Source organism: Luteibacter aegosomaticola (assembly GCF_023078475.1).
GTDB lineage: Bacteria > Pseudomonadota > Gammaproteobacteria > Xanthomonadales > Rhodanobacteraceae > Luteibacter > Luteibacter aegosomaticola.
On the sequence record NZ_CP095741.1, the window covers coordinates 4,071,808 to 4,097,069 of the forward strand.

The following is a 25,262-nucleotide window of genomic DNA, read 5'->3' on the forward strand; positions in this document are numbered from 1 at the left end:
GGTGGGACTCGTGATGCGCTAGCCCGCCATTATCGGGGGGATTGGCGCCTTTTCAATGCCGGCCCGGATGTCGCGGGACACCCTCGCGCGCACGCGAGGTCCACGCGTTTACGGCATTGCACCACGATGGCGAAAATTAGCCAGTTTCATGCCAAGCCCTTATTTAATGGCATAAAACGCCATTACTTTCACCGGTTTGGCGCAAAAGAAAGAGTCGCATTGACGCGCTGCAAAATCCCCACCTAGCGTCATTGCCAGCACGGCCGCCGGCCGCGCCGCGGGGTGTGCCGCGCCCCGCAAGCCACTAGCTCGCCCCGGGGAACCCATCGATGACGACAGGCAAGACCCTACGACGCAAGCCCGCATGCCGTTGGCTTCCCGCCCTCGGCCTCATGATTGTCCTGCCCGCCTATGCCGAGGACACCGCACCGCCGGATGCCAAACAGGCCCGGCAGCTCGATCAGGTGGTGGTGACCGGCACCCGCTCCACGAACCGTACCGAAGCCAGCTCGCTCTCACCCATCGACGTGCTCTCGCCGAAGGACCTGACCGCCACCGGCAGCACCGAACTGGCGACCGCGCTGGGCAGGCTCCTGCCTTCGCTCGACTTCCCCCGCCCCGCCATCAACGACGGCAACGACGCCATCCGCCCCGCCAGCCTGCGCGGGTTGTCGCCCGACGCCACGCTCGTGCTCGTCGACGGCAAGCGTTACCACACCTCCGCGCTGGTCAATTACAACGCCTCCGTCGGCCGCGGCTCCGCGCCTGCCGATCTCAACTCCATTCCGATTTCCGCGATCGACCATATCGAAGTGCTGCGTGATGGCGCCGCCGCGCAATACGGCTCCGACGCGATCGCCGGCGTGATCAACATCGTGCTCAAGCACGGTGCCACGAAGGGTGGCAACAGCATCACCGTCAACGGCGGCACGATGGACAAGGGCGATGGCGACACCAACGGCATCGACGGCTCCATGGGGATCGACCTCGGTGGCAAGGGCGATGACGCGAAGGGCTGGCTGCGCGTGGCCTGGAACTACCAGAACTCGATGAACACCAACCGCGCCTCGCCGGTGAGCCTGTTCACGCCCGAGGAAGCCGCCGACGGCAACGTGGCACACCAGCGCTACGGCGATCCGGCGGTGAAGACCTACCAGGCCCTCACCAACTTCCAGTACTCGCTCGCGCACAATGTCGACGTGTACGGCGTGCTCAGTCTCAGCCGCCGCGACGTCACCTCCAATGGCTACTACCGTGGCGCCACGAACGCGCGCAACGTCCCCGAGGTGTATCCCGACGGCTTCCTGCCGCAGATCATCAATCACACCAACGACACCACCGCTATCCTCGGCGTGAAGGGCGTGACGGATAGCGGTTGGCGTTGGGATGCGTCGGGGAACTACGGCATCAACTCGCTGGTGTTCGACGTCGGCAACAGCATCAATACCAACCTGTACTACACCACCGGCGCGTCACCGACCTATTTCAACGCGGGCACGTTCAAGAACTCGCAGGCGCTAGCGAACATCGATATCGGCAAGGACTTCAGCGTGGGCTGGCTGCCTAACCCGTTGACGCTCGCCTTCGGTGCCGAGTACCGGAAGGAGAAGTACCAGATCGACGCAGGCGATCCGGATTCGTACTACTTCAACCAGGACACCCTGATCCCCGGCACCGATGCGCCCTATGCCGGCGGAGCGCAGGTGTTCCCTGGCCTCTCGCCTTCCGCCGCTGGCAGTTTCACGCGCCATAGCGAGGCCGCGTACGTCGATCTGGAAACCGACGTCACCGACAAGTTCTCGGCGGGCGTGGCCGGACGCTACGAGCACTACAGCGATTCTGGCTCCACACGCTCGGGCAAGCTCTCTGCCCGTTACCAGTTCACGCCCACGTTCGCCTTGCGTGGCACGATTTCGAACGGCTTCCGCGCGCCGTCACTCGCCCAGCAGAATTACCAGTCGGTGGTGACGATCATCGACCCGAGCACCGGGCAGCTCGCCCAGACCGGCACCTACCGCACCTCCGACCCGGCGGCGATCGCCCTGGGCGCCAAGGCGCTGAAGCCGGAGAAATCCGCCAATTACAGCCTTGGCGCGGTGTGGGAGCCCATCGACAACCTCAGCGCCACGCTCGATGTGTACCAGATCCGCATCTGGCACCAGATCCTCTACTCCGACACGATCAGCCTGACCGATCCGGTGCTTGCGGCGTACTTCAACAGCGTGGTGCCGGGCCAGCAGGTGACGGCCGTGCAGTACTTCGCCAATGCGGCCACGACGCGCACGCGCGGCGCGGACCTGGTGCTGAACTACCGCATCCCGACGACCAGCGCGGGCGAGTTCAACCTCATGGCCAGCGGCAACTACAACAAGGTGAAGATCCTGGATGTGGCGGCGACGCCGACCATCCTGCAGGACAACACATCGGGCCCGATCGAGCTGTTTGGCCGCGCCAGCCAGGGCTTGCTGACCAAGGCCACGCCGCGGACGAAGTTCGTAGTGGGTGGTGACTGGGCGCTTGCGGGGTTCAATGCGCATGCGGATCTGACCCGTTACGGCTCCGTCGAGCGTGTCACGCCGGATCCCTCGACGGATCAGTCGTTCTCGGCGCGATGGTTATTGAACACGTCGGTGGGATACACGCTGGAGCAGTGGAACTTCACGCTTGGCGTGGACAACGTCACCAATCAGTACCCGACGCGAGTGAGTCCGACGGATGCGGGCGAAGATTATTTCAGCGGGTTGCAGTATTCGGCGCTGTCGCCGTTTGGGTTTAACGGGCGGTACTACTACGCGAAGGTGGGGTTCCGGTTCTGATGGGGGGTATCGCAGCGTGATCGCGCGCAAGCGCGCTCCTACAGGGGTACGGCAGCTTTGTAGGAGCGTGCTTGCACGCGATGGTTCTTGCGGTTACGCCGCGGAGAACTTCAGGTGGTTGCCGTCGGAATCCACGCGCACCGTCTGGCCCGGCGAGAACTCACCGCGCAGGATCGCCTGCGCCAGCGGGTTCTCCAGCTGCTGCTGGATCGCGCGCTTGAGCGGCCGTGCACCGTACACCGGATCGAACCCGGCGCTGCCGAGCTGGTCCAGCGCCGCATCGCTCAGCTCGAAGCCAAGCTGGCGTTCGGCCAGGCGCTTCGACAGGTAGTTCAGCTGGATACGCGCGATGGAACGGATCTGCTTCTTGTCGAGCGGGCGGAACACCACGAGATCGTCGAGGCGGTTGATGAACTCTGGACGGAAGTGCGCCTGCACTACGCCCAGCACCGAGGCCTTCATCTGCAGGTAATCCGCCTCGCTATCGCCGGCCTGCTCCTGGATCAGGTTCGAACCCAGGTTGGAGGTCATGACGATGACGGTATTGCGGAAATCCACGGTACGGCCCTGGCCATCGGTAAGGCGGCCATCGTCCAGCACCTGCAACAGGATGTTGAACACATCGGGATGCGCCTTTTCCACCTCGTCCAGCAGGATCACGCTGTACGGACGGCGGCGAACGGCCTCGGTGAGATAACCGCCCTCTTCGTAACCGACATAGCCCGGAGGCGCGCCGACCAGACGGCTCACGGAATGCTTCTCCATGAACTCGCTCATGTCGATGCGCACCATCGCATCCTGCGTATCGAACAGGAAATCAGCCAACGCCTTGCACAGCTCGGTTTTGCCCACGCCCGTCGGGCCGAGAAACAGGAACGAACCGTAGGGGCGGTTCGGATCGGACAGGCCCGCGCGCGCGCGACGGATCGCATCGGATACCGCGCGCACCGCCTCGTCCTGGCCGACCACGCGCGAGTGCAGCGCGTCTTCCATGTGCAGCAGCTTCTCGCGCTCGCCTTCCAGCATCTTCGAGACGGGAATACCCGTCCAGCGCGCGACCACCTCGGCGATTTCCTCCGCGGTGACGCGATCCTGCAACAGGGTGAAGTCCTGGCGCTCGACCTTCTGCGCATCCGCGAGCTGCGTTTCGAGCGCAGGCAGGCGGCCGTACTGGATTTCGCTCATCTTCGCGAAATCCTGGCGGCGCTGCGCGGCTTCCAGTTCGACGCGGGCCGCCTCGATCTGCTCCTTGATCTTCGTGGCGCCCTGCAGGGTGGCCTTCTCCGACTTCCACACCTCGTTAAGGTCCGAGAACTCGCGATCGAGCTTCTCAATATCCGCTTCGAGCGTGGCCAGGCGCTGCTTCGATTCGTCGTCCTGCTCTTTCTTCAGCATCTCGCGCTGGATCTTGAGCTGGATGAGGCGGCGCTCCAGGCGATCGAGCTCCTCCGGCTTGGAGTCGATCTCCATGCGGATACGCGAAGCGGCCTCGTCCATCAGATCGATGGCTTTGTCGGGCAACTGACGATCAGGGATGTAGCGCGACGACAACGTGGCGGCGGCGACGATCGCAGGATCGGTGATCTCCACGCCGTGGTGCACGGCGTAGCGCTCCTTCAGGCCGCGCAGGATCGCGATGGTGTCTTCCACGCTCGGCTCACCCACGAACACCTTCTGGAAGCGGCGCTCGAGCGCAGCATCCTTTTCGACGTACTTGCGGTATTCATCGAGCGTGGTGGCACCGATGCAATGCAGCTCGCCGCGAGCCAGCGCCGGCTTCAGCATGTTGCCGGCATCCATGGCGCCATCGGCCTTGCCGGCACCCACCATGGTGTGCAGCTCGTCGATGAACAGGATGACCCGGCCTTCCTGCTTGGAAAGGTCGTTGAGCACGGCTTTCAGCCGCTCTTCGAACTCGCCGCGGAATTTCGCGCCAGCAATGAGCGCGCCCATGTCGAGCGACAGCACGCGCTTGTCACGCAGGCCTTCCGGCACCTCGCCGTTGACGATGCGCTGCGCGAGGCCTTCGACAATCGCGGTCTTGCCGACACCCGGCTCACCGATGAGCACGGGGTTGTTCTTGGTACGACGCTGCAGCACCTGGATGGTGCGGCGGATTTCCTCGTCGCGACCGATCACCGGATCGAGCTTGCCGATCTCGGCGCGTTCGGTCAGGTCGATCGTGTATTTCTCCAGCGCCTGGCGCTGCTCTTCGGCGTTCTCCGATTGCACCTTCTCACCGCCGCGCAGTTTGTCGATGGCGGTTTCAATTCGCTCCTTCGTGGCGCCCGCGCCCTTCAGCGCGCCGCCCAGCTCGCCGCGATCTTCCAGCGCCGCGAGCACGAACAGCTCGCTGGCGATGAACTGGTCGCCACGCTGCTGCGCGAGCTTGTCGGTGAGGTTGAGCACCCGGTTCAGATCGTTGCCGACGCTGATGTTGCCTTCCTGCCCGCTGACCCGCGGCAGGCGGTCGACCAGCTCGGCCACGCGCTGGCGCAGGGCCGGTACGTTGACCTGGGCTTGCGTGAGCAGCGGGCCGGTGGAACCGCCCTGCTGGTCGAGCAGGGCCAGCATCACGTGCGCCGGCTCGAGGATATTGTTGTCGCGGCCCACGGCCAGCGACTGCGCGTCAGCCAGCGCCTGCTGGAAACGCGACGTGAGTTTGTCCATTCGCATCGATGGTATCTCCCAAAGGTTTTGGCGTGCCCCGGGCCCTCCCCGCAGCCGCCTCTGGTGTCACAGATGCGGGTGAGATCATGCGCCTTCAACGGTTCAGCCGCCGTGTTCGTCGCCGTATTTTTACTTCCGTACAGGCATGCTCGGGGGATTCCCGCCGGATGGAGCCCCTGTGACTGATCGCCTCACCTTGCTGCCCTCGCCGCCGCCCGAGCAGGTCGATAGCGCCTCGGCGCTGTTCCTCGATGCCGATGGCACCCTGCTGGCGTTCGCCGACGACCCCGAGGGCGTCGTGGTCCCCGAGGGCCTGATCGCCACGCTGGATACCCTGCGCGCCGCGCTAGGCGGCGCCCTCGCCCTGGTGAGCGGCCGCCCCATCGAGGGACTGGACCGCCTTTTCGGCCGCCCGGCCTGGGCCGCCGCTGGCCAGCACGGCCTGGAACGGCGTACCGCCACGGGTACCGTCATCACCTCCCCGGTCGACCACGATGAGCTCGCCCGCCTGCGCGAGGCGGTGCATGCGGCCGCCCGGGACGTGCCCGGCCTGCGCGTGGAAGACAAGAGCTGGTCAGTGGCGCTGCACTGGCGCGAACACCCCGAACTGGGGCCCGAGGTGGCCCGCGTGGCACCGGAGATCGCCGAGGCCTACCCGGGGTTCGAGCTCCAGCCGGGCAACCACGTCTGCGAGTTCAAGCCGCGCGGCATGGACAAGGGTGTCGCCATCGCGAAATTTCTTGATGAGCCGCCGTTTCGGGGCCGGAAGCCTGTGTACCTTGGCGATGACCTGACCGACGAACACGCGTTCGTCGTCGTCAACGCGCTCGGCGGCATGTCAGTGCGTATTGGTACAAGAACGCCGTCACACGCCGCGTTCACATTGTCTAGCCCGAGGGATGTTCATGCTTGGCTGGATAAAGTGAAAACCACGTTGACATAGGGAGCCGCAAGCAAACGATGAGCCGACTGGTCGTCATTTCGAACCGCGTGGCGCTGCCGAAGCAGACGCAAACCGGCGGCCTCGCTTCAGCGATGAACGCGGCGCTGCAGGAAATGGGGGGGCTGTGGTTCGGCTGGAGCGGCAATATCGCGGCCGAAACGGGGAAGGAACTGCACGAGGTGGAGGAAGGCAACATTGCCTACGCCACCATCGACATGTCGAAGGCGGACCACGACGAGTATTACAGCGGCTTCGCCAACCGCGCCCTGTGGCCCCTGTTCCACTACCGCGCCGACCTGGTGGATTACCGCCGTGACCATCTGGAGGGTTACCTCCGGGTCAACCGCATCTTTGCGAAGCGCGTGGCGAAGTTGCTGAAGAAGGACGATATCGTCTGGGTGCACGATTACCACCTGATCCCGCTGGCAGCGATGCTGCGCGAGCTGGGCGTGGAAAATCGCATCGGCTTCTTCCTGCATACGCCGCTCCCGGCGGCCGGGTTGTTGATTACCCTGCCCCGCCACCGCGAGCTGCTCGAGCCACTGGCCTCGTACGACCTCGTGGGCCTGCATACCCAGCGCGACCTGCGTGCGCTCGAGGATTACTTCCTCCACGAACTGGGCGCCGCCATGCGCACGGGCGGGCGGATCCGCGCCGCCAATGGGCGCATCTTCCGCGCGGGCGTGTTCCCCATCAGCATCGATACGGCGGAAGCCGTGGAACTGGCTCATCGCGCCGAAGACAGTGGCGCGGTCTCCAAGCTGAAGGCCTCGATCGACGACCGCGCCCTGATCATCGGCGTGGACCGTCTCGACTACTCAAAAGGCCTGCCGGAACGTTTCGAAGGCTTCGCCCGGCTGCTCCGCGACCATAAGGAGATGCGCGGCCGGGTCTCGCTGCTGCAGATCGCCCCGCCCTCGCGCTCCGATGTGCCGGAGTACCGCTCGCTGCGCCGCGAGCTGGAACGTAGCGCTGGCCACATCAACGGCCAGTACGCCGAGCCGGACTGGGTGCCGATCCGTTATGTGAACAAGTCCTTCGGCCATAAGGTGCTCGCTGGGTACTTCCGCGTCGCGAAGGTGGGCCTGGTGACGCCGCTACGCGATGGCATGAACCTGGTGGCCAAGGAGTACGTGGCCTGCCAGGACCCGCAGGACCCCGGTGTGCTGGTGCTTTCGCGCTTTGCCGGCGCGGCCCAGGAGCTGGATGCCGCGTTGCTGGTGAACCCGTCGGACCTGGACGAGGTGTCCGAGGCGCTGAAGCGGGCGCTGGAAATGCCGCTGAAGGAACGCCGGATGCGCTGGCAGTCGATGATGGACGTGCTCGAACGCAACGACATCACCCACTGGCGGAACCTGTTCATCCACGCATTGATGGAGCCGCCGAAGGTGAAACCGGAGATCTACGTGCCCTCGCCGATGACGGCACCCTGATCACGTACGTGCCTTCGCCGATGACGGCACCCTGATCACGTACGTGCCTTCGCCGATGACGGCCCCTGATCACGTAGGAGCCCACCCTGTGGGCGACATCTTTCGCAGAAGAGCTACAGGTCCTGTGGCTGCTGTACGAAAGGCGTCGCCCACAGGGTGGGCTCCTACGCTTGGGTCCAGATGAGGCTGGCGAAACGGCCGCTCCGGGCGCCATCGCGCCGGTAGGAATACAGACGGTCGTCGGTGAGGGTATCGAAGCCGCCGCCACTGACCTGGGTGACCCCCACGGCCGCAAGGCGGCGGCGGGCCAGGGCGTAGAGGTCGCACAGCCAATGGCCGGGCCGGGTCGCCACGAAAGCATCGGCTCCGCCGGCATCATGGGCCACGAAGGCCTCGCGGACTTCATCGCCCACTTCATACGAACCGCCACCGATCGCCGGACCGAGCCAGGCCTGGATACCGTCGGCGTCCATCGCCTTCACCGTGTTCTCGAGCACACCGGCCGCCAACCCACGCCAGCCGGCATGGGCCGCGCCGATCGTCTGGCCATCGGCCGAAACGAACAGTACTGGCAGGCAATCGGCGGTGAGGATGGCCAGCACCTGGCCCGGACCACGGGCCACGGCGGCGTCGGCCACGGGCTCGTCATCACCCGCAGCACCCGCCACGCCAACGGCGCCGGCTCCACGAGCCGCGGCACCCGTTGCCATGTCAGGCCCCAGAGCCACGTCCGTGCCATGGACCTGGCGCAGCCACAACGGCTCCGCCGGCAGGGCCAGGGCCGTGACCAGCGAAGCGCGATTGGCAGCCACGGCCCCCAGATCGTCCCCCGAACGCAGGCCCAGGTTCAGCCGGCCATAGGGGCCGGCCGAGACGCCGGGGCCCTGGCGGGTCGATACCGCCGACCCGATGCCCTCGGGGGCGGCCCAGTCCGGGCGGATCCACGGTTCGGCCATGCCGCTCAGTCCTCGATCGGGTTGATCGCCGTATCGGCGCGCAGGGCCTCGATCAGCGCCTCCTGGTCGGCCGGGCGCGGCGAGCTGAATTCGAGGTACTCACCCGTCACCGGGTGCTCGAAGGCCAGCTTCTCGGCGTGCAGGGCCTGACGGCGGAACCCGCGCAGGGCATCGATCAGCTCCTGGCTGGCACTGCGCGGCAGGCGCAGGCCGTTGCCATAGAGCTGGTCGCCGACCAGCGGGTGGCCGATATGCGCCATGTGCACGCGGATCTGATGGGTACGGCCCGTCTCCAGCTGGCACTGCAGCACGCTATGGGCGCGGAAGCGCTCACGGACGCGGTAATGGGTCACCGCCGACTTGCCGCCCTGCTCCTCATCACGGATGCCCTGCTTCAGGCGATCGTGCTGGTGGCGACCAATGGCCTCGTCCACCGTGCCGCCGGCCACCATGGTGCCCAGCACCACGGCCTCGTACTGGCGATGGACGTCGTGGCGGGACAGCATGGCCACCAGCGCCGTCTGGGCGGCGATGGTCTTGGCCACGACCATCAGGCCCGAGGTGTCCTTGTCCAGGCGGTGGACGATACCGGCGCGCGGCAGCTGGGCCAGGGCCGGCAGCCGGTGCAGCAAGGCATTCAGCATGGTCCCCGCCGGGTTGCCCGCGCCCGGATGGACCACCAGGCCCACCGGTTTGTCGATCACCATCAGGTCGTCGTCCTCGTAGACGACGTTCAGGGCGATGTCCTCGGGCTGGGCATCGCCCACTTCCACGGCCAGTTCGGCCTCCAGCACCACGGTTTCACCGCCGTGCAGCAGGGTGCGCGGGGCCGCGGGGGCCCCGTCCAGCAACACCTTACCCTCCTTGATCCACGCGGTAAGCCGGGATCGGGAGTAATCGGGGAACATCTCGGCCAAAGACTGGTCGAAACGCCGTCCAGCGGCCGTCAGCGGCACCGTGGCCTCATGTTTTAACGTTGTCATACTGCTCCGCCCGGCCGGGGGCCAGTTTCAGCTATCATGCCCATTCGCTCAAGCATCCGAACTCTCTCAATGCGTGCAACCAAGATCACCATTCTGCTCGTCCTCGCCCTGTCGATGAGCGCCTGCTCGATGTTCCGCAGCAAGAAGGAAACGATCGACACGATGCCGATCGACCGCCTCTATGCGAATGCGCACGACTCGCTGGAGCACGCTGACTACGCCGCGGCCGAGAAGGCCTACCAGCGCCTTATCGCGCGCTTCCCGTCCGGCGATATCAACGAGCAGAGCCAGATCGAACTGGCCTACGCCCAGTACAAGGACAACAAGCCGGATGATGCGTACTCCACCATCAACCGCTTCCTGAAGACGTTTCCGACCCACAAGCATGCAGATTATGCCTATTACCTGCGTGGTCTGATCAATTTTGATCGCACGGGCGGGTTCCTGGAGCGTTATTTCCAGAAGGGCGACAACACGGGTGCCACCCGCCGCGACCAGGGTTTCAACCTGACCGCGTTCGACGATTTCAGCCAGCTGACCCGTCGTTACCCCAACAGCGCCTATGCCACCGACGCCCGCCAGCGCATGATTTACCTGCGTAACCAGCTGGCCCGCTTCGAAATCAACGTGGCTGAGTACTACCTGCGGACCAAGTCGTATATCGCCTCGGCCGACCGCTCGCAGTACGTGGTCGAGCATTACCAGCAGTCGCCGGAAACGGCCGACGCCCTGGCCATCCTCACCCGCAGCTACATTGCCCTGGATCGCCAGCCGCTGGCCGACCAGACCCGCAAGGTGCTGGCCCTGAACTACCCGGACCACCCGTACCTCACGGACCCGAACTGGCCGCACCACCCGTCGATCTGGCGCAAGGCCATCCCGTTCTCGGGACACCACTAAGAAAAAAGCCGGCGAAAGCCGGCTTTTTTTATCGCGTCAGCCCCCGGGGCTGGTGACTAAAAGGACCGGCGGATCGCTGAAAATAGACATCGTGCCAGCAGCCAGGTGGATGAACGTGGTCCCCCGCCGCCTGGCCGGCGCCCAATCGGAGATATTTCCGAACCTGGCGTGCTCCGCCTGGCGTTTGAAATCGACGACGTTGGAGAACGAGGTCACGTTGGCGAAAGTGAGGGTCGCTTCCGAACGCTTACGTTCGTTCGGGTTCTCGTAGAACGAAAGCATGATGACGATGCTCGTGCTCTCGCCCATTTCAACGTGGATGGAGTGCAGGTTTCCGTCGTGCAGGTTGGCGTGCGTATCCATGGCCATCGTTACTCTCCTTCCAATATGCGTCGTGTAGGAGCGCGCTTGCGCGCGATGGAGTGCGCGGCAAGTGCCATCGCGCACAAGCGCGCTCCTACAACGGCGTTGCGACCGACGGCGGAGGTCTTACCGCCAGCCGGAGGTGATGGGGTAGCGGCGTTCGCGGCCGAAGGCTTTGGTGGTGACGCGGGGCCCCGGGGCGGCCTGGCGGCGCTTGAATTCGTTGACGAAGACCAGCCGGATGACGCGGCGGACGGTGGCGTCGTCGAAGCCGGCGGCAATGATGTCTTCGGCCGACGCTTCACCTTCGATGAAGTGCTCGAGGATCGCATCGAGGACGTCGTACGGCGGGAGCGAATCCTGGTCGGTCTGGTCATGGCGCAGTTCGGCCGAGGGTGGGCGCTCGATCACGGCTTCCGGGATGCCGCCGTCGATGGCCGCGCGGTAGCGCGAGAGGTTGTACACGACGGTCTTGTAGACGTCCTTCAGCGGGGCGTAGGCACCGCACATATCGCCGTACAGCGTGGCGTAACCGACGGCCATTTCGCTCTTGTTGCCGGTGGACAGCAACAGGCGGCCGAACTTGTTCGACATGGCCATCAGCAGCACACCACGCGAGCGCGACTGCAGGTTTTCTTCGGTGATATCCGGCTTGCGGCCCGCGAACACGGGATCAAGCGCGCCGGTAAAGGCCTCGTAGATGCCTTCGATCGGCAGCACGTGGTACTCGACGCCGAGGTGTTCAGCCTGGGCCTTGGCTTCGCGCAATGAGAGGTCGGAGGTGTACTTGGTCGGCATCATCACCGCCGTGACCTTGTCCTTGCCCAGCGCATCCACCGCCATGACCAGGGTCAGGGCCGAGTCGATACCGCCGGAGAGGCCGAGCAACACGCCTTCGAAATGGTTCTTGCCGACGTAATCGCGGATGCCACGGACGATGCCGTCATACATCACGGCCTCGGCGGTGCGGGTATCCGGGGCCGGCCAATCGAGCGCCGTCAGCTGCTTCGTGGCGCTGTCGTATTCCACGCCAAGCAGCAGGTCTTCGAAGAACGGGGCACGGGCAGCGATGCTGCCATCGGGCTGGACCAGCAGCGAATGGCCGTCGAACAGCAGGTCGTCCTGGCCGCCAACGAGGTTCACGTAGGCGATGGCCACGTTGTTCTCGGTGGCGCGCTGGCGCAGCAGGGCTTCGCGGGTGGCGGCCTGGCGCTGGTCGTAAGGCGAGGCGTTGATGACGAGGATCAGCTCGGCACCCGCCTGGGCCGCGTGGGCGGCAGGTTCCGCTTCCCAGATGTCCTCGCAGATCAGCATGCCGACGCGGACGCCTTCGATGTTGAAGACGTGGGTCTGCTCGCCGGCGCGGAAGTAGCGCTTCTCGTCGAACACCGTGTAATTCGGCAGCGCCTGCTTGTGGTACGTCCACTCCACCTGGCCATCGCGGATGAGCGAGGCGGCGTTGAAGACCTCGCCCCGGGTATCCGGGTAACCGACGATCGCGGCGATCCCCTTCAGATCCGGCGCCAGGGCTTCCAGCTCGCGGCCACACGCCTGCAGGAAGCTGGGACGCTGGAGCAGGTCCTCCGGCGGGTAGCCCGAGAGGGTGAGCTCCGGGAACGCGATGAGCTTGGCACCCAGGCGGTCACGCGCCTCGGCAGCAAGGGCCCTTACCCGGCGCGCATTGTCGGCGGTGGCGCCGACCGGAAAGTCGTGCTGGGCCAGGGCGAAGCGGAAGGTGGACATGGGGTATCCGTGGGATCGCGGGGATCGCCCATGATACCGCGCTCCTACAATATCGGGACGTCGTAGACGGCGGGAGGCGCCGCTGCGGGAAGCGTGTAGTGCCACCATTCCTGGGGGTAGTTGGTGAAGCCTTCGGCGGCCATGGCTTTCAGGAGGCGTGCGCGGTTGGCCTTTTGCTTGGGGGTGATGCGTGGGTCGGCGGTGTGGGCGAGTGGGTCGAAGAAGTCGAAGGGCGTGCCCATGTCGAGCGGCTTGCACTGGCCTGCGGTGCATTTCATCAGGGTGAGGTCTACCGTGGCCCCGCGGCTATGGCCGGAGACCGGAGCGATGTACTCGCCGAGGAGTTTGTCTTTGCCGAGGTTGGGATAGTGCGCGGCTTTGGTCGAGGCCTCGGAGAGATCACTGGCCCAGCGGACGAACGCCGCGACGGCGCGGGCTGGGCGGTAGCAGTCCCATAGTTGCAGGGCATAGCCCTGCTTCTGCAGCGAAGCTTCGACCTTAGCCAGTGCCTGCGCCGCTTGCGTGCGCAGGAAGCACTTCGGTGCGCCATACCCTTCGACCACCTTGCCGGTGAAGTTATCCGTGCCGGCGTATTTCATGTCTTCGGAAATCGCTGGTGCAAGCGAACGAATGTCGACCATGCCTGCGTCGCTCATGGTTCGCGCGGGCGACAACGGCGGCGGTGCGTCAGTGGCGACGGCGCCGAACGACAGAATGAAGACGAGCAAGCCCAACGTTTTCAATGGCACGATGAAAACCCGCGTGAGGAAAACGAGACATATCCTGCCACGGTAGCCCGGGTTGCATTGGCTGGGCGTTATTTTATGCTCCAGAGGAACACGTCAGGCGTGCCTGGCCCTGGAGGGGTTGCGTGATCGAATCGGTGTGGCCTTACCTGGCCGTCATGCTGCTAGCCGCCGGCTTCTGGCCCGCCATCGAGCGACGCTTTGGCTGGAAGGTGTTCGAGATCCTGCCGCCCATCGTACTCACCTACCTCACCGTCACCGCGCTTTCGGTGGGCGGGCTATGGACCGCCTCCCCGGAGATCCATGCCGCGCAAGAGATGCTGGTGAAGCGGATGGTGCCCGCCCTGCTCTTCCTGCTGATGATCAACTGCGACCTGCGCGCGATCCTGGCCCTGGGGCCACGCGTGCTCGGCGTGTTCGCCTGCACCTCGATCAGCCTGTTCGCCGCGTTCGTGCTCGCCTACCTGCTTTACCGCCACTGGATGCCAGGCAACGGCTGGATGCCGCTGGCTTCGCTTTCGGGAAGTTGGGTGGGCGGCACCGCCAACATGATCGCGGTCAAGCAAGCGATTGGCATGTCGGATACCGCGCTGGCCACCACATTGCTCACCGATGCGCTGTGCTATTCCATGTGGGTGGTGGTGCTGTTTGCCGTCGCCCGCCTTGCTCCCGCGTTCAACCGCTGGACGAAGGCCACATCGAGCGCCGACATGGCCGTCGCCGAAACGGCCGTGCGCGCTCCCGCTACCGGCGATAGCGTGCTGTTGTGGCTCGGCCTGGCGCTGGGCGTTGCTGCGCTGGCTGCCGTGGTCGGTGAACGGCTTCCCGTGGGTAACATGGTTTCCTCGACCACGTGGACCATCCTCATCGCCACCTTTGCGGGCCTTATCGCCGCGCACACGCGCCTGGCCCGTCTGCCAGGCGCGCAGGCCGTCTCCAGTGCCATGTTGATCTCGGTCGTCGCCGTGCTCGCCTCGCAAAGCAGCTTCGCCGGCATCGCCGCCGCGCCGCTCTATCTGCTATGCGGTGTCACCATCATCGCCCTGCACGCTATTTTCCTTTGCGGCTTCGCGCGACTGTTTCATTTCGACCTGTACCTTTGCGGGATCAGCTCGCTCGCCCATATCGGCGGCGTGGCAGCCACCCCGGTGCTGGCAGCCACCTATTCACGCTCGCTGGTGCCGGTAGGCATCCTGCTGGCGTTGCTCGGCTATATCCTCGGCACGGGCTATGGCCTGGTTGTCGCTTCCGTCCTTTCCAAGCTGGCTTCCTGACATGGACCTTGGCATGAACACGCTCCGCCATACCCTGCTTGCCGCCATGCTGGCCGTGGCCGTGGGGGCCACCATGGCTCGCGCGGCGGACGCACCGCAGGCACCGCCCCCATCAGGCGTGATTGGCACCACCGATGCTCAACTGGATCCCGAATTCTGGATCGCCCGGCTGTCGGACGCCGACAAGGTCGTGCTGGACACGACCGCCATCACCACGCTCAACGGCAAGGTCATGCGGCTCGACCCGTCAATGCACGACATCCGCCACCTCGGCTCCAGCGTGTCGCGCGAGCAGGTGAAGAACTGGATCGGCAAGCTGACAAAAGAACCGTCAACGACGCTATACAACACCGACGGCAAGGAAGTACCCGCCAGCACCATCGATGCGGTGATCGCGAATGCGGCGATCGACACGATCCCCGCCAGCGTCGCGCCGAAGTACGGCATGGCCCTGCGCCGAAGCGCCCTCCGTGGCTACCCGAGCGATCTACGTGTCTTCAGCCACGCGGGTGATACCGATATCGACCGCTTTCAGGAAAGCACGCTTTTCCCGGGCGACCCGCTGGTCGTGGTGCAGATGAGCGCCGACGCCAAATGGGCGTTCGTGGTGAGCCCGCGCTACGCCGCGTGGATGCATGCCGACGACATTGCCTACGGTGATGCGCAAGCGATCTTCGCCCATGTCGATGCCACGCCGTACCGCGTCATCACCGGCGCAAAGCCGCTCACGGTCTACACGCCCGAGGAGCCAGCGCTTTCCGAGTTGCAGCTCGACATGGGCACGCGCGTGCCGCTCGATACCTCGGTGCCGTCCGACCAACCCGTGAATGGCCAGACCGCGTATACGTCGTGGACGCTCAGCCTGCCCGTTCGCGATGCCAAGGGTGCCCTCGCCTTCCGCCCGGCCCTGCTGCAGCGGAACCAGGATTCGTCAGCGGACTACCTCCCGCTCACCCGCGCCAACATCATCCGCCAGGCCTTCAAGTTCCTGGGCGAGCGTTATGGATGGGGGCACGCGTTCAACGGCCGCGATTGCAGCGGGTTCACTTCGGACGTCTACCGGAGCATGGGCGTGCAGATGCCCCGCAACACCGGGGACCAGGCGAACAGCCCGGGCTTGAGCCACACGCTTTACACCGACAAGGACAGCCACGATGCCCGGGTGAGGGCCGCGATGGCGACCGAGGTGGGCGATCTCATCTATATCCCCGGCCACGTCATGATGGTGATCGGCACGATCGACGGACAGCCTTACGTGATCCACGACGTGAGCGGCATCAGCTACCGCGAGGCGGACGGCAACATGCGTCGCGTCAAGCTCAACGCCGTCTCCGTCACGCCCTTGCTGCCATTGATGTTCAACGACACGCAAACGTTCGTTGATCGCATGACCAGCATCGTGCGGATCCGCCCATGAAGATCACGGACATCCGCCTCGGCATGCTGCGCGTGCCACTGAAGACTGCCTTCAAGACCGCGCTCCGCACCGTGGAACGCGTGGAGGACATCGTCGTAATGGTGCACACGGACGATGGACACATCGGCTACGGCGAAGCACCCGCCACCGCGGTAATTACCGGCGACACGCACGGTTCCATCATCGATGCGATCCGCCACTACATCGCGCCTCGCCTGATCGGCGAAGACATCGCCGACCTCAACCGGATCACCCGGCTCATCCAGGGCGCGATGGAACGCAACACCAGTGCCAAGGCGGCCGTGGAGATCGCGATACACGACCTCTGGGGTCAGCTGCACGGTGCACCGCTCTACAAGCTCTTGGGCGGTGGCCATCCGGCCATCACCACTGACATCACCATCAGCGTCGACGACATCGACAAGATGGTGGCCGACTCCGTCGCCGCGGTAGAGCGTGGCTTCGAGTCGCTGAAGATCAAGGTCGGCAAGGATATCCGCGTCGATATCGAGCGTGTCCGTGCGATCCATGCCGCCGTAGGGAGCCGGGCCACGCTACGTCTCGACGCCAATCAGGGCTGGACCGCCAAGGAAGCCGTGTACGCGCTTAACGCGCTGGAAGACGCCGGCGTGCGCCTTGAGCTGGTCGAACAACCGGTAAAGGCTCACGATCTCGAAGGCATGCGCTATGTCACCGAGCGCGTACACACACCCGTGATGGCCGACGAAAGCGTCTTCGGCCCGGCCGAGGTGACGGAGCTGATCCGCATGCGCGCCGCCGACATCATCAACATCAAGCTGATGAAAGCCGGTGGCATCACCAACGCCATCAAGATTGCGGATATCGCCAGCCTCCACGGTATCGAATGCATGATTGGCTGCATGCTCGAAACCAGCATCAGCGTGGCCGCCGCGGTGCACGTGGCCGTCGCCAAAGCCGATGTGATCACCAAGGTGGATCTCGACGGACCCTCGCTGTGCGCCTACGATCCGGTGGACGGCGGGGTCACCTTCAACGATTCGAAAATCGCCATCGCGGAAGCCCCGGGTCTCGGCATTCGCGGCATTCGCGGTCTGGAACCCATCTAGCAACTCACCCAGCGACGCTGGAACACTCGCCCCGGAGCCCCACCCATGGCCTTTCTTCCGCGCCTCGCTGGTCTACTCGCCTTCTCGGCCACGCTATCCGCCAGCGCCTTCGATGCACCCAATGCATGGTCGAGTGCGCGGCAGATGATCGTGGTGACGACAGCGGATTGGGATGCCAAGCAGGGCGAGATGCGCACCTACGCCCGCGAGGGCGATACGTGGAAGCCCGTGGGCAAAGCGTCCCCCGTCGTGATCGGCAAGACGGGCAGCGCGTGGGGCATGGGCATCTCGCCACCGCAAGCCGATGGCCCGCAGAAGCACGAAGGCGACGGCCGCAGCCCCGCCGGTGTGTTCCGGATCGGTACGGCGTTCGGCTATGCCGAAACCAACCCCACCGCCCTGCCCTATAAAGGCCTGACCGCCAGCGACTACTGCGTCGACGTCGACGGATCGCCGCTTTACAACCAGCTCGTTGACGAAAAGAAAGTCGGCGAGAAGGCCATCGCCGGCGCCACCGAGCCCATGCGCCGCGACCTGCATTTCCAGGGCGACCATGCCTACCGCATCGGCTTCGTCATCGAACACAACGTGCAAGGCAAGCAAGGCGGCGGTAGCTGCATCTTCGCCCACCTGTGGCGCACACCGACCACCGGCACAGCCGGCTGCACCGCCATGGCCGATAACACCATGGAACGCCTGCTCGCCTGGCTGGACCCGTCCAAGAAGCCCGTGTTCGTGCTGCTGCCGAAGGCAGAGTACGCACGCCTGCGCAGCGAGTGGAACCTGCCCGCCCTTTGACTCAATGCGATGAAGTCGCGGCGGAGGCCGCAGCCCATGCTGCTCGCGCCATGCTGGTCACGCCGTAACCAGCACAACGCAAACCCTCGCCACGCAAGGCGTAACGCGGGTTATCCACATGCTTATGCAGGCGGTATCCACATTCGCTGTGGATGAAGTGCAGCGGCTACGCCGCTGATCGCGTGCGAGCACGCTCCTACATAAAGCCTTCGTCGCGCTGCTCTTGTAGGAGCGCGCTTGCGCGCGATCCCCCGTCGCAGGTGGCTACCGATTGACCACCGAAACGCAAGTCGTTGTCGCAGCTTATGAGACGCGAGTTATCCACACTGTTATGCAGTTGATACCCACATGGGCTGTGGATATCGGCTGACAGCGTTACAAGGCGGTGGGCAAGAAATAAGCAGTGCAACGCAAGTCGTTGGTGGCGAAGGCCGCCTGCGAGTTATGCACATGCTTATGCAGGGCGTATCCACATTCGCTGTGGATATCGCGATGTGTTTGCGCTGCGCGCATCGCGCGCAAGCGCGCTCCTACAGGGGTTCGTCTCACTTGGCAGTGGCTCTTCTGTAGGAGCGTGCTTGCACGCGATAGCCGCACACCATGTGGTCACTCACTGACCACGATGACGCAAGTGCTTGTCGCAGCTTATGAGACGCGACTTATCCACACTGTTATGCAGGCGATACCCACATTCCCTGTGGATATCGGCCGACTTATCCACGCGCCGAACTGCTCATGGAATAACCAGCACAACGCAAGTCGTTGTTGGCGAAGGCCGCGACAGACTTATGCACATGCTTATGCAGTGCGTATCCACACAGGCTGTGGATGAATGCGCGTGGGTGGTGAAGAAGTAAGCAGTACAACGCAAGTCGTTGTCGCTTAGGGCCGCATCAGAGTTATGCACATGCTTATGCAAGGCGTATCCACATTCGCTGTGGATATCGAGCGGTGTCGCAAGGACATCGCGCGCAAGCGCGCTCCTACCAGCAAGTGACGTGACGTTTCGGCTCGGCGGTGGGCAGGCCCTGGCGGCCGACATGAGCGGAGGGCCGCCAAGCGCATCGATTTTCGAGAGAGAGGCACTACGGCCCGGTCCGAAGGTCCGCGACTGGCGGCCGCCAGGGCCTGCCCACCGCCGACTCCCTCACACATCCAGCCTACGGCGGCGAACGCCGCTTGATACACGCATTCGCGCCAGCGAATGAACCTTTTCAAAAAAAAAGCCCCGCCGAAGCGGGGCCCTTTTCGTTTCGCCGAAGCGAAGCGGTATTACTTCATCAGACCCGCGAGGGTCTTGCCGAGATCGGCCGGGGACTTCACCGTGGTGACGCCCGCCTTCTCGAGAGCCGCGAACTTGGCTTCCGCCGTGCCCTTGCCGCCCGAGATGATCGCACCGGCGTGGCCCATGCGCTTGCCCGGAGGAGCCGAAGCGCCAGCGATGAACGACACGACCGGCTTCTTGACGTACTGGCTGATGAACTCAGCCGCGTCTTCCTCAGCGCTGCCGCCGATTTCGCCGACCATGATGATGCCTTCGGTCTGCGGATCGTCCTGGAACAGCTTCAGGCAGTCGATGAAGTTCAGGCCGTTGATCGGATCGCCACCGATACCGATGCAGGTCGACTGGCCGAGGCCTTCGTTGGTGGTCTGGAAGACCGCTTCGTACGTCAGGGTGCCCGAACGCGAAACGATACCGACCTTACCCGGCTTGTGGATGTGGCCCGGCATGATGCCGATCTTGCACTCACCCGGGGTGATGACACCCGGGCAGTTCGGACCGACGAGCACGACGTCCGGGTGCGACTTCAGCACGTTCTTCACGCGCATCATGTCGAGGACCGGAATGCCTTCGGTGATCGCAACGATGACCTTGATGCCGCTATCGATGGCTTCGAGGATCGAATCGGCAGCGAACGGGGGCGGCACGAAGATGACCGAGGCATCAGCCTTGGTCTGGTCGACAGCCTGGCGAACGGTGTTGAACACCGGCAGGCCAATGTGCTCGGAACCACCCTTGCCCGGGGTCACGCCACCCACGACCTGGGTACCGTAATCGAGAGCCTGCTGGGCGTGGAACGTACCCTGCTGGCCGGTGAAGCCCTGGACGAGGACCTTGGTGTTCTTATTGATCAGGACGCTCATGTTACTTCGCTCCTCAGGCCGCTGCGGCCACGGCCTTCTGGGCCGCATCGTTGAGATCGTCGGCCGGCGTGATCGCCAGGCCCGAGTTAGCCAGCAGCTCGCGGCCCTGGTCGACGTTGGTGCCCTGCAGGCGGACGATCACGGGGATCTTCAGGCCCACTTCCTTCACCGCGGCGATGATGCCTTCGGCGATCAGGTCGCAACGCACGATACCGCCGAAGATGTTGACCAGGATGGCCTTGACCTTGTCGGACGAGAGGATGAGCTTGAACGCCTCGGTGACGCGCTCCTTGGTCGCACCGCCGCCCACGTCGAGGAAGTTGGCCGGCTCGCCGCCTGCCAGCTTGATCACGTCCATGGTCGCCATGGCGAGACCCGCACCGTTGACCATGCAGCCAATCGTGCCGTCCATCGTGACGTAATTGAGGTTGTGCTGCACGGCAGCCGCTTCAGCCGCGTCTTCCTGGGTCAGGTCGCGCATGGCGGCCAGGTCCGGGTGACGGAATTCAGCGTTGTCGTCCGAGTTCACCTTGCCATCGAGCGCAGCGAGGTTGCCGTCGGCCAGGATGGCGAGCGGGTTCAGCTCGACCAGCGCCAGGTCCTTCTCGTTGAACAGCTTGTACAGGCCAAGCATGATCTTGACGAGCTGGCCGACCTGCTTGCCTTCCAGGTCCATCTTGAACGCGAGTTCGCGTGCCTGGTACGGCTGCAGGCCTTCGACGTAATCCACCACGAGCGTGTGGATGTCTTCCGGCGTGTCGTGGGCGACCTGCTCGATATCGACGCCGCCGTGCTTCGAGGCGATGAACGAGATCGACTTGGTGTCACGATCGGTGAGGATCGAGAGGTAGAGTTCCTTCGCGATGTCGGTCGCGTCGGTCACCAGCACCAGGTTCACCGGCAGCGCGCGGCCGGCCGACTGGTAGGTTTCCATGTTGGTGCCGAGCATGCCCTTGGCGGCATCGCGGACAGCGTCGAGGCTGCGGCAGAACTTAACGCCACCGGCCTTGCCGCGACCACCGGCATGGATCTGGGCCTTAACCATCCACTGCGTGCCGCCAAGGTGCTTGGCGGCGTCGACAGCGGCGTCGGGAGAGTTGGCAACCTTGCCCGGGGGCACGGCGATGCCGTACTTCGCGAACAGTTCTTTGGCCTGGTACTCGTGGAAATTCATTCGATACCTCGAGCGAACGGAAAAAAGCGAGGATGGGGGGATAACACGCGAACTACGCAAAACCGGCGCAATACGGCCAAGTATTTTCGCGGATGGGGCGCCCAAAGGAAAGGGGCGGCCCTGGCCACCCCTGCCGCCCGAGCGTGTTGCCGTGTATCAGCCGCGCCCTATACTGGCCGTCATACCCGGCCCCCACGGCCGTCCGGCGGAGATCCCAGAACGTGTCCACGCCCGTGCCGACGATGACCGCGACAGCCCGGGCGAACCAGGCCACGGCACGCCACGAACTCTTCTTTTTCAATTACTTCCGGCTGGGCCAGGCCGCGGTCTACACCGCGCTGGCGTTCCGCCCGGAGCACATGGCGTGGCCCGCCTTGCCCGACCCCGTACTGGCCCGGGTCATGGCCCTGGCCTACCTGTTCGCGGCCCTGGTCATGGTGGCCCGCACCCGCTCCCTGCTGCACCGGCCCGTCCTGGTGGTCTCCATTGGATTGACCCTGGATATTGCCGCGGCGGTGCTGGCCCTGGTCCTGATGCACGACGTGCGGATGGGCGTGGCCATGATGCTGGCGGTGAATATCGCCACTGGCGCGCTCCTCCTGCCCTTACGGCTATCCATGTTCTTCGCGGCGCTGGCGACCCTTTGCATGTTGGGCCACTCCCTGTTCGACGTGGACCAGCCGGGAGCGTCCGATCGCGAGGTGGTGGAATACGGCCTGTTCGGCGCGGCCTACTTCGCCTGCGCCTCGCTTTGCTATGTGCTGGGCCGGAACATCCGGGCCTCGGAGGCCCTGGCCGAGCAACGCGGCATCGATCTGGCCAACCTGTCCCAGGTGAACGAGCTGATCATCCGGCGCATGAAGACCGGCGTGCTGCTCGTCGACGAGGGCAACCGGATCCACCAGCTCAACGAATCGGCCTGGATGCTCATGGGCAACCCCTCGGCCGACCAGCGCGATCTGGGCTCACTGGCCCCGGAGCTCTCCCGTCGGCTCTACCACTGGCGTGCCTCGGGCAAGCTGGACGAGAGCGCCACCATGCTGGCCGATGGCACCCCCGAAGTGGTGCCGCGCTTCTCACGCCTGGCCCCGAACGACGATTCCCATGTCCTGATCTTCCTGGACGACACCTCGCTGGTCTCACGCCGCGCCGAGGAACTCACGCTGAGTTCGCTGGGCCGCCTGTCCGCCTCGATCGCCCATGAGATTCGCAACCCGCTGGCCGCGATCCACTATTCCGCCCAGCTCCTGGCCGAATCCACGGACCTGGCCGATACCGACCTGCGCATGGTCGAGATCATCAACAACCACTGCTCACGCCTCAACGAGATCATTGAGAACATCCTCCAGCTCTCCCGCCGCGAGCGTTCCCGCCCGGAAACGCTGGACCTGAGCCGCTGGGTGCATGATTTCGTGGGCGAATACCGCCAGGGCAACGATCTGGGCGCCGATGTACTGCGCGCCGTGTCGGGCTCGGAGCCGGTGGCCGCCGTGGCCGACCCCCAGCACCTCCAGCAGGTGGTGTGGAACCTGGTCCAGAACGCCCTGCGCTACGGCCGCATGCCCGCCGAACCCGCCCGCGTCATGGTCGTGGCCCGTCATTCCGAGGCCGGCATCCCGATCCTTGAGGTCATCGACCGCGGCCCGGGCATCCCGCCGAAGGTCGCGGCGCAGATCTTCGAACCCTTCTTCACCACCCACGAATACGGCACCGGGCTAGGCCTTTACCTGGCGCGGCAGATGACCGAAGCCAACCAGGCCGCGCTCGAATACGTCCGCGTCGCCGGCGGCGGCAGCTGTTTCCGGATCAGCCTGACACCGCCCGCCAGGACGCCCGCCGTCGCACCCATAGCGGCTCGCGCGTGAAGATCGCGCTTTGCGTGGCGGCCCCGGCCGGTTACATTTGGAACATTCACCGAAAATTTCGGACCCGATGAGCAAGCAGACTGTCCTGGTCATCGACGACGAACGGGACATCCGTGAGTTGTTGACCATCACGCTGGGTCGAATGGAGCTCGACGTTGACGCCGTGGGGAGCGTCAGCGAGGCGCGGAACGCCCTGGCATCCCGTCGATACGACCTGTGTTTCACCGACATGCGGCTGCCGGATGGCAGTGGCCAGGAGATCATTGAGCTGATCTCGGCCACCTACCCCGACATGCCCGTGGCCATGATCACCGCCTACGGCAACGTGGACGCGGCCGTGAACGCCCTTAAAGCGGGCGCGTTCGATTTCGTCTCAAAGCCGGTGGATATCCACCTGCTGCGCCGCCTGGTGAAAACGGCCCTGCGCCTTTCCGAAGAGCGCAAGGGCGAAGCCGCTGGCAAGTCCGCGCCGGGCGCGGATCGCCTGATCGGCGAATCCCCGGTCATGACCGAAGTGCGCGGCAAGATCGCCAAGCTCGCCCGCAACCAGGCGCCGGTGTACATCGGCGGCGAATCGGGCGTGGGCAAAGAGCTGGTCGCCCGGCTTATCCACGAACTGGGCCCGCGCGCCACCGGCACCTTTGTGCCGGTGAACTGCGGCGCCATTCCGTCCGAGCTGATGGAAAGCGAGTTCTTCGGCCACCGCAAGGGTAGCTTCACCGGCGCCCACGCGGATAAGGAAGGCCTGTTCCAGGCGGCCCACGGCGGCACCCTGTTCCTCGATGAAGTGGCCGAGCTGCCCCTGCACATGCAGGTGAAGCTGCTGCGCGCCATCCAGGAAAAGGCCGTGCGCCCGATCGGCGGCCGCGATGAAGTGCCCGTGGACGTGCGCATCCTCTCAGCCACGCACAAGAACCTCGCCGCGCTCGTCGAGCAGGGCCAGTTCCGCCAGGATCTGTTCTATCGCATCAACGTGATCGAGCTGCGCGTGCCGCCGCTGCGCGAGCGCCGTGGCGACGTACCCCGCCTGGCCGATTTCATCCTGCGCCAGCTCGCCACCGAATCCGGCGGCCCGCCCGGCAAGCTGCAGCCCGAAGCGCTCGCCGCCCTCGAGGCATACCAGTTCCCCGGCAACGTGCGCGAACTCGAAAACATCCTCGAACGCGCCATGGCCATGTGCGAAGGCGACACCATCGAGGCCGATGACCTTATGTTGCCGCAGCGCGTAGCGATGCCCGGCGAGGCAGCCAATGCTGCCGCTGGCGTACCGCTGCCGCCTTCGGCCACCGGTACGGTCGCCGGCACGCCGGCGCCGCTGAACCCGGCCGCCGATGGCTCGCTCGAGGATTACATCACCAACATCGAGCGCGACACGATCATCAAAGCCCTGGAAGAGTCACGCTACAACAAGACCGCCACGGCCAAGAAGCTTGGCATCACGTTCCGCGCGCTGCGCTACAAACTGAAAAAGCTCGGAATCGACTGACCCCACGCAGGGTGCCGCTCCCCCGTAGGAGCGCACCCTGTGCGCGACGCCCTTCGCGACACCCTACCCCATCCGCTTCAGCGCCCTCCGCGCCACCCACCACGCCCTCACCAGCCTCCCGGCAAACCAGGCCACGGCGCAGCACGCGCACGCCGCTACGGCGTTAAGCAGAAACCACCCGACAAACCGCACATCGCGCACGTACGCGACATCCTGCGGCGGAAAATCAAACCACGGCGTGTAGAACAGCGGAAACATCCAAACCGCCCGCAACGCGTCGAACGGCATCGCATCGAAACACGGCAGCTCAGTGCACGATGTCTGTGCGGCCAGGATCAACGCCGCCCCCATCAGATGCGCGATGCAAGCCCCCACGAAGACCGCCCCGCGAGTCTTCCATACCATCGCGCGGTGTATCGATTCCGGACATCTCCCCATTCCGCTCCCACCCTCTCGTTGAAC

General features: G+C 64.8%; 18 protein-coding genes. 10 read left to right on the plus strand and 8 right to left on the minus strand.

Annotated features, from left to right (window positions below):
• The first annotated feature begins 329 nt into the window (after nucleotides 1-329).
• A complete protein-coding gene (locus L2Y96_RS18355) occupies nucleotides 330-2,816 on the plus strand; it encodes a TonB-dependent receptor plug domain-containing protein (protein ID WP_425492438.1) in 2,487 nt (828 codons plus the stop codon).
• Between the two features lie 93 nt (nucleotides 2,817-2,909).
• On the opposite strand, the gene clpB is transcribed toward L2Y96_RS18355, so the two are convergent.
• Nucleotides 2,910-5,492: an ATP-dependent chaperone ClpB gene (gene clpB / locus L2Y96_RS18360; protein ID WP_247329089.1), complete on the minus strand. Its 2,583-nt coding sequence runs from the start codon at nucleotides 5,490-5,492 to the stop codon at nucleotides 2,910-2,912.
• A 172-nt stretch (nucleotides 5,493-5,664) separates the two neighbouring features.
• On the opposite strand from clpB, the gene otsB reads away from it, so the two are divergent.
• Together otsB and otsA are read left to right on the plus strand one after the other, a co-directional pair.
• Nucleotides 5,665-6,429: a trehalose-phosphatase gene (gene otsB / locus L2Y96_RS18365; RefSeq protein ID WP_247329091.1), complete on the plus strand. Its 765-nt coding sequence runs from the start codon at nucleotides 5,665-5,667 to the stop codon at nucleotides 6,427-6,429.
• A gap of 17 nt (nucleotides 6,430-6,446) precedes the next feature.
• Nucleotides 6,447-7,862 carry an alpha,alpha-trehalose-phosphate synthase (UDP-forming) gene (gene otsA, locus L2Y96_RS18370; RefSeq protein WP_247329093.1) on the plus strand — a complete coding sequence of 472 codons (1,416 nt, stop codon included), beginning with the start codon at nucleotides 6,447-6,449 and terminating at the stop codon, nucleotides 7,860-7,862.
• 164 nt (nucleotides 7,863-8,026) lie between these two features.
• Here otsA and pgeF read toward each other — a convergent pair whose 3' ends face one another.
• Both pgeF and rluD read right to left on the minus strand, forming a co-directional pair.
• Nucleotides 8,027-8,818, minus strand: coding sequence for a peptidoglycan editing factor PgeF (gene pgeF / locus L2Y96_RS18375; RefSeq protein ID WP_247329094.1), 792 nt, complete (start codon nucleotides 8,816-8,818; stop codon nucleotides 8,027-8,029).
• 5 nt (nucleotides 8,819-8,823) lie between these two features.
• Nucleotides 8,824-9,801, minus strand: a complete 978-nt coding sequence (rluD, locus tag L2Y96_RS18380; RefSeq protein WP_247329096.1) for a 23S rRNA pseudouridine(1911/1915/1917) synthase RluD — start codon at nucleotides 9,799-9,801, stop codon at nucleotides 8,824-8,826.
• Between the two features lie 69 nt (nucleotides 9,802-9,870).
• Between rluD and L2Y96_RS18385 the strand changes: the two genes are divergently transcribed.
• Complete coding sequence (locus L2Y96_RS18385) at nucleotides 9,871-10,701, plus strand: outer membrane protein assembly factor BamD (protein WP_247329098.1); 831 nt, start codon at nucleotides 9,871-9,873, stop codon at nucleotides 10,699-10,701.
• A 36-nt stretch (nucleotides 10,702-10,737) separates the two neighbouring features.
• Here the strand turns inward: L2Y96_RS18385 and L2Y96_RS18390 are convergent, their stop codons facing one another.
• From L2Y96_RS18390 to L2Y96_RS18400, 3 genes are all read right to left on the minus strand, one after another.
• The gene (locus L2Y96_RS18390; RefSeq protein WP_247329100.1) at nucleotides 10,738-11,070 is read right to left on the minus strand and encodes a hypothetical protein; all 333 of its coding nucleotides are present in this window, start codon (nucleotides 11,068-11,070) and stop codon (nucleotides 10,738-10,740) included.
• Nucleotides 11,071-11,190: 120 nt separating this feature from the next.
• Nucleotides 11,191-12,807, minus strand: a complete 1,617-nt coding sequence (locus tag L2Y96_RS18395) for an NAD+ synthase (protein ID WP_247329102.1) — start codon at nucleotides 12,805-12,807, stop codon at nucleotides 11,191-11,193.
• A 44-nt stretch (nucleotides 12,808-12,851) separates the two neighbouring features.
• Nucleotides 12,852-13,556 (minus strand): M15 family metallopeptidase, encoded by a 705-nt coding sequence (locus tag L2Y96_RS18400; protein ID WP_425492439.1) that lies wholly within the window; start codon nucleotides 13,554-13,556, stop codon nucleotides 12,852-12,854.
• Between the two features lie 122 nt (nucleotides 13,557-13,678).
• Between L2Y96_RS18400 and L2Y96_RS18405 the strand changes: the two genes are divergently transcribed.
• From L2Y96_RS18405 to L2Y96_RS18420, 4 genes are read left to right on the plus strand one after another with little or no spacing between them, the layout of a single operon-like run.
• Nucleotides 13,679-14,827, plus strand: coding sequence for a DUF819 family protein (locus L2Y96_RS18405; protein WP_247329103.1), 1,149 nt, complete (start codon nucleotides 13,679-13,681; stop codon nucleotides 14,825-14,827).
• Between the two features lie 13 nt (nucleotides 14,828-14,840).
• Nucleotides 14,841-16,244: an SH3 domain-containing protein gene (locus L2Y96_RS18410; protein ID WP_247329106.1), complete on the plus strand. Its 1,404-nt coding sequence runs from the start codon at nucleotides 14,841-14,843 to the stop codon at nucleotides 16,242-16,244.
• Nucleotides 16,241-17,332, plus strand: a complete 1,092-nt coding sequence (locus tag L2Y96_RS18415; RefSeq protein WP_247329109.1) for a dipeptide epimerase — start codon at nucleotides 16,241-16,243, stop codon at nucleotides 17,330-17,332. The genes L2Y96_RS18410 and L2Y96_RS18415 overlap by 4 nt, the downstream gene beginning before the upstream one ends.
• Before the next feature lie 45 nt (nucleotides 17,333-17,377).
• Nucleotides 17,378-18,130 carry a L,D-transpeptidase family protein gene (locus L2Y96_RS18420; protein WP_247329112.1) on the plus strand — a complete coding sequence of 251 codons (753 nt, stop codon included), beginning with the start codon at nucleotides 17,378-17,380 and terminating at the stop codon, nucleotides 18,128-18,130.
• Nucleotides 18,131-19,402: 1,272 nt separating this feature from the next.
• On the opposite strand, the gene sucD is transcribed toward L2Y96_RS18420, so the two are convergent.
• Nucleotides 19,403-20,275: a succinate--CoA ligase subunit alpha gene (sucD, locus tag L2Y96_RS18425; protein ID WP_247329115.1), complete on the minus strand. Its 873-nt coding sequence runs from the start codon at nucleotides 20,273-20,275 to the stop codon at nucleotides 19,403-19,405.
• Nucleotides 20,276-20,288: 13 nt separating this feature from the next.
• On the minus strand, nucleotides 20,289-21,449 hold the full coding sequence (sucC, locus tag L2Y96_RS18430) for an ADP-forming succinate--CoA ligase subunit beta (RefSeq protein ID WP_247329118.1): 1,161 nt from the start codon (nucleotides 21,447-21,449) through the stop codon (nucleotides 20,289-20,291).
• Nucleotides 21,450-21,691: 242 nt separating this feature from the next.
• Here sucC and L2Y96_RS18435 point away from each other — a divergent pair, with 242 nt between their 5' ends.
• Both L2Y96_RS18435 and L2Y96_RS18440 read left to right on the plus strand, forming a co-directional pair.
• The gene (locus L2Y96_RS18435; RefSeq protein ID WP_247337123.1) at nucleotides 21,692-23,314 is read left to right on the plus strand and encodes a sensor histidine kinase; all 1,623 of its coding nucleotides are present in this window, start codon (nucleotides 21,692-21,694) and stop codon (nucleotides 23,312-23,314) included.
• Between the two features lie 67 nt (nucleotides 23,315-23,381).
• A complete protein-coding gene (locus L2Y96_RS18440; protein WP_247329120.1) occupies nucleotides 23,382-24,800 on the plus strand; it encodes a sigma-54-dependent transcriptional regulator in 1,419 nt (472 codons plus the stop codon).
• Nucleotides 24,801-25,262 lie beyond the last annotated feature (462 nt).

Coding starts and splice junctions, on each gene's coding strand:
- L2Y96_RS18355 (WP_425492438.1), top strand. CDS start 330: ATGACGACAGGCAAGACCCTACGACGCAAGCCCGCATGCCGTTGGCTT.
- clpB (WP_247329089.1), bottom strand. CDS start 5,492: ATGCGAATGGACAAACTCACGTCGCGTTTCCAGCAGGCGCTGGCTGAC.
- otsA (WP_247329093.1), top strand. CDS start 6,447: ATGAGCCGACTGGTCGTCATTTCGAACCGCGTGGCGCTGCCGAAGCAG.
- pgeF (WP_247329094.1), bottom strand. CDS start 8,818: ATGGCCGAACCGTGGATCCGCCCGGACTGGGCCGCCCCCGAGGGCATC.
- rluD (WP_247329096.1), bottom strand. CDS start 9,801: ATGACAACGTTAAAACATGAGGCCACGGTGCCGCTGACGGCCGCTGGA.
- L2Y96_RS18385 (WP_247329098.1), top strand. CDS start 9,871: ATGCGTGCAACCAAGATCACCATTCTGCTCGTCCTCGCCCTGTCGATG.
- L2Y96_RS18390 (WP_247329100.1), bottom strand. CDS start 11,070: ATGGCCATGGATACGCACGCCAACCTGCACGACGGAAACCTGCACTCC.
- L2Y96_RS18395 (WP_247329102.1), bottom strand. CDS start 12,807: ATGTCCACCTTCCGCTTCGCCCTGGCCCAGCACGACTTTCCGGTCGGC.
- L2Y96_RS18410 (WP_247329106.1), top strand. CDS start 14,841: ATGAACACGCTCCGCCATACCCTGCTTGCCGCCATGCTGGCCGTGGCC.
- L2Y96_RS18415 (WP_247329109.1), top strand. CDS start 16,241: ATGAAGATCACGGACATCCGCCTCGGCATGCTGCGCGTGCCACTGAAG.
- L2Y96_RS18420 (WP_247329112.1), top strand. CDS start 17,378: ATGGCCTTTCTTCCGCGCCTCGCTGGTCTACTCGCCTTCTCGGCCACG.
- sucD (WP_247329115.1), bottom strand. CDS start 20,275: ATGAGCGTCCTGATCAATAAGAACACCAAGGTCCTCGTCCAGGGCTTC.
- sucC (WP_247329118.1), bottom strand. CDS start 21,449: ATGAATTTCCACGAGTACCAGGCCAAAGAACTGTTCGCGAAGTACGGC.
- L2Y96_RS18435 (WP_247337123.1), top strand. CDS start 21,692: ATGACCGCGACAGCCCGGGCGAACCAGGCCACGGCACGCCACGAACTC.
- L2Y96_RS18440 (WP_247329120.1), top strand. CDS start 23,382: ATGAGCAAGCAGACTGTCCTGGTCATCGACGACGAACGGGACATCCGT.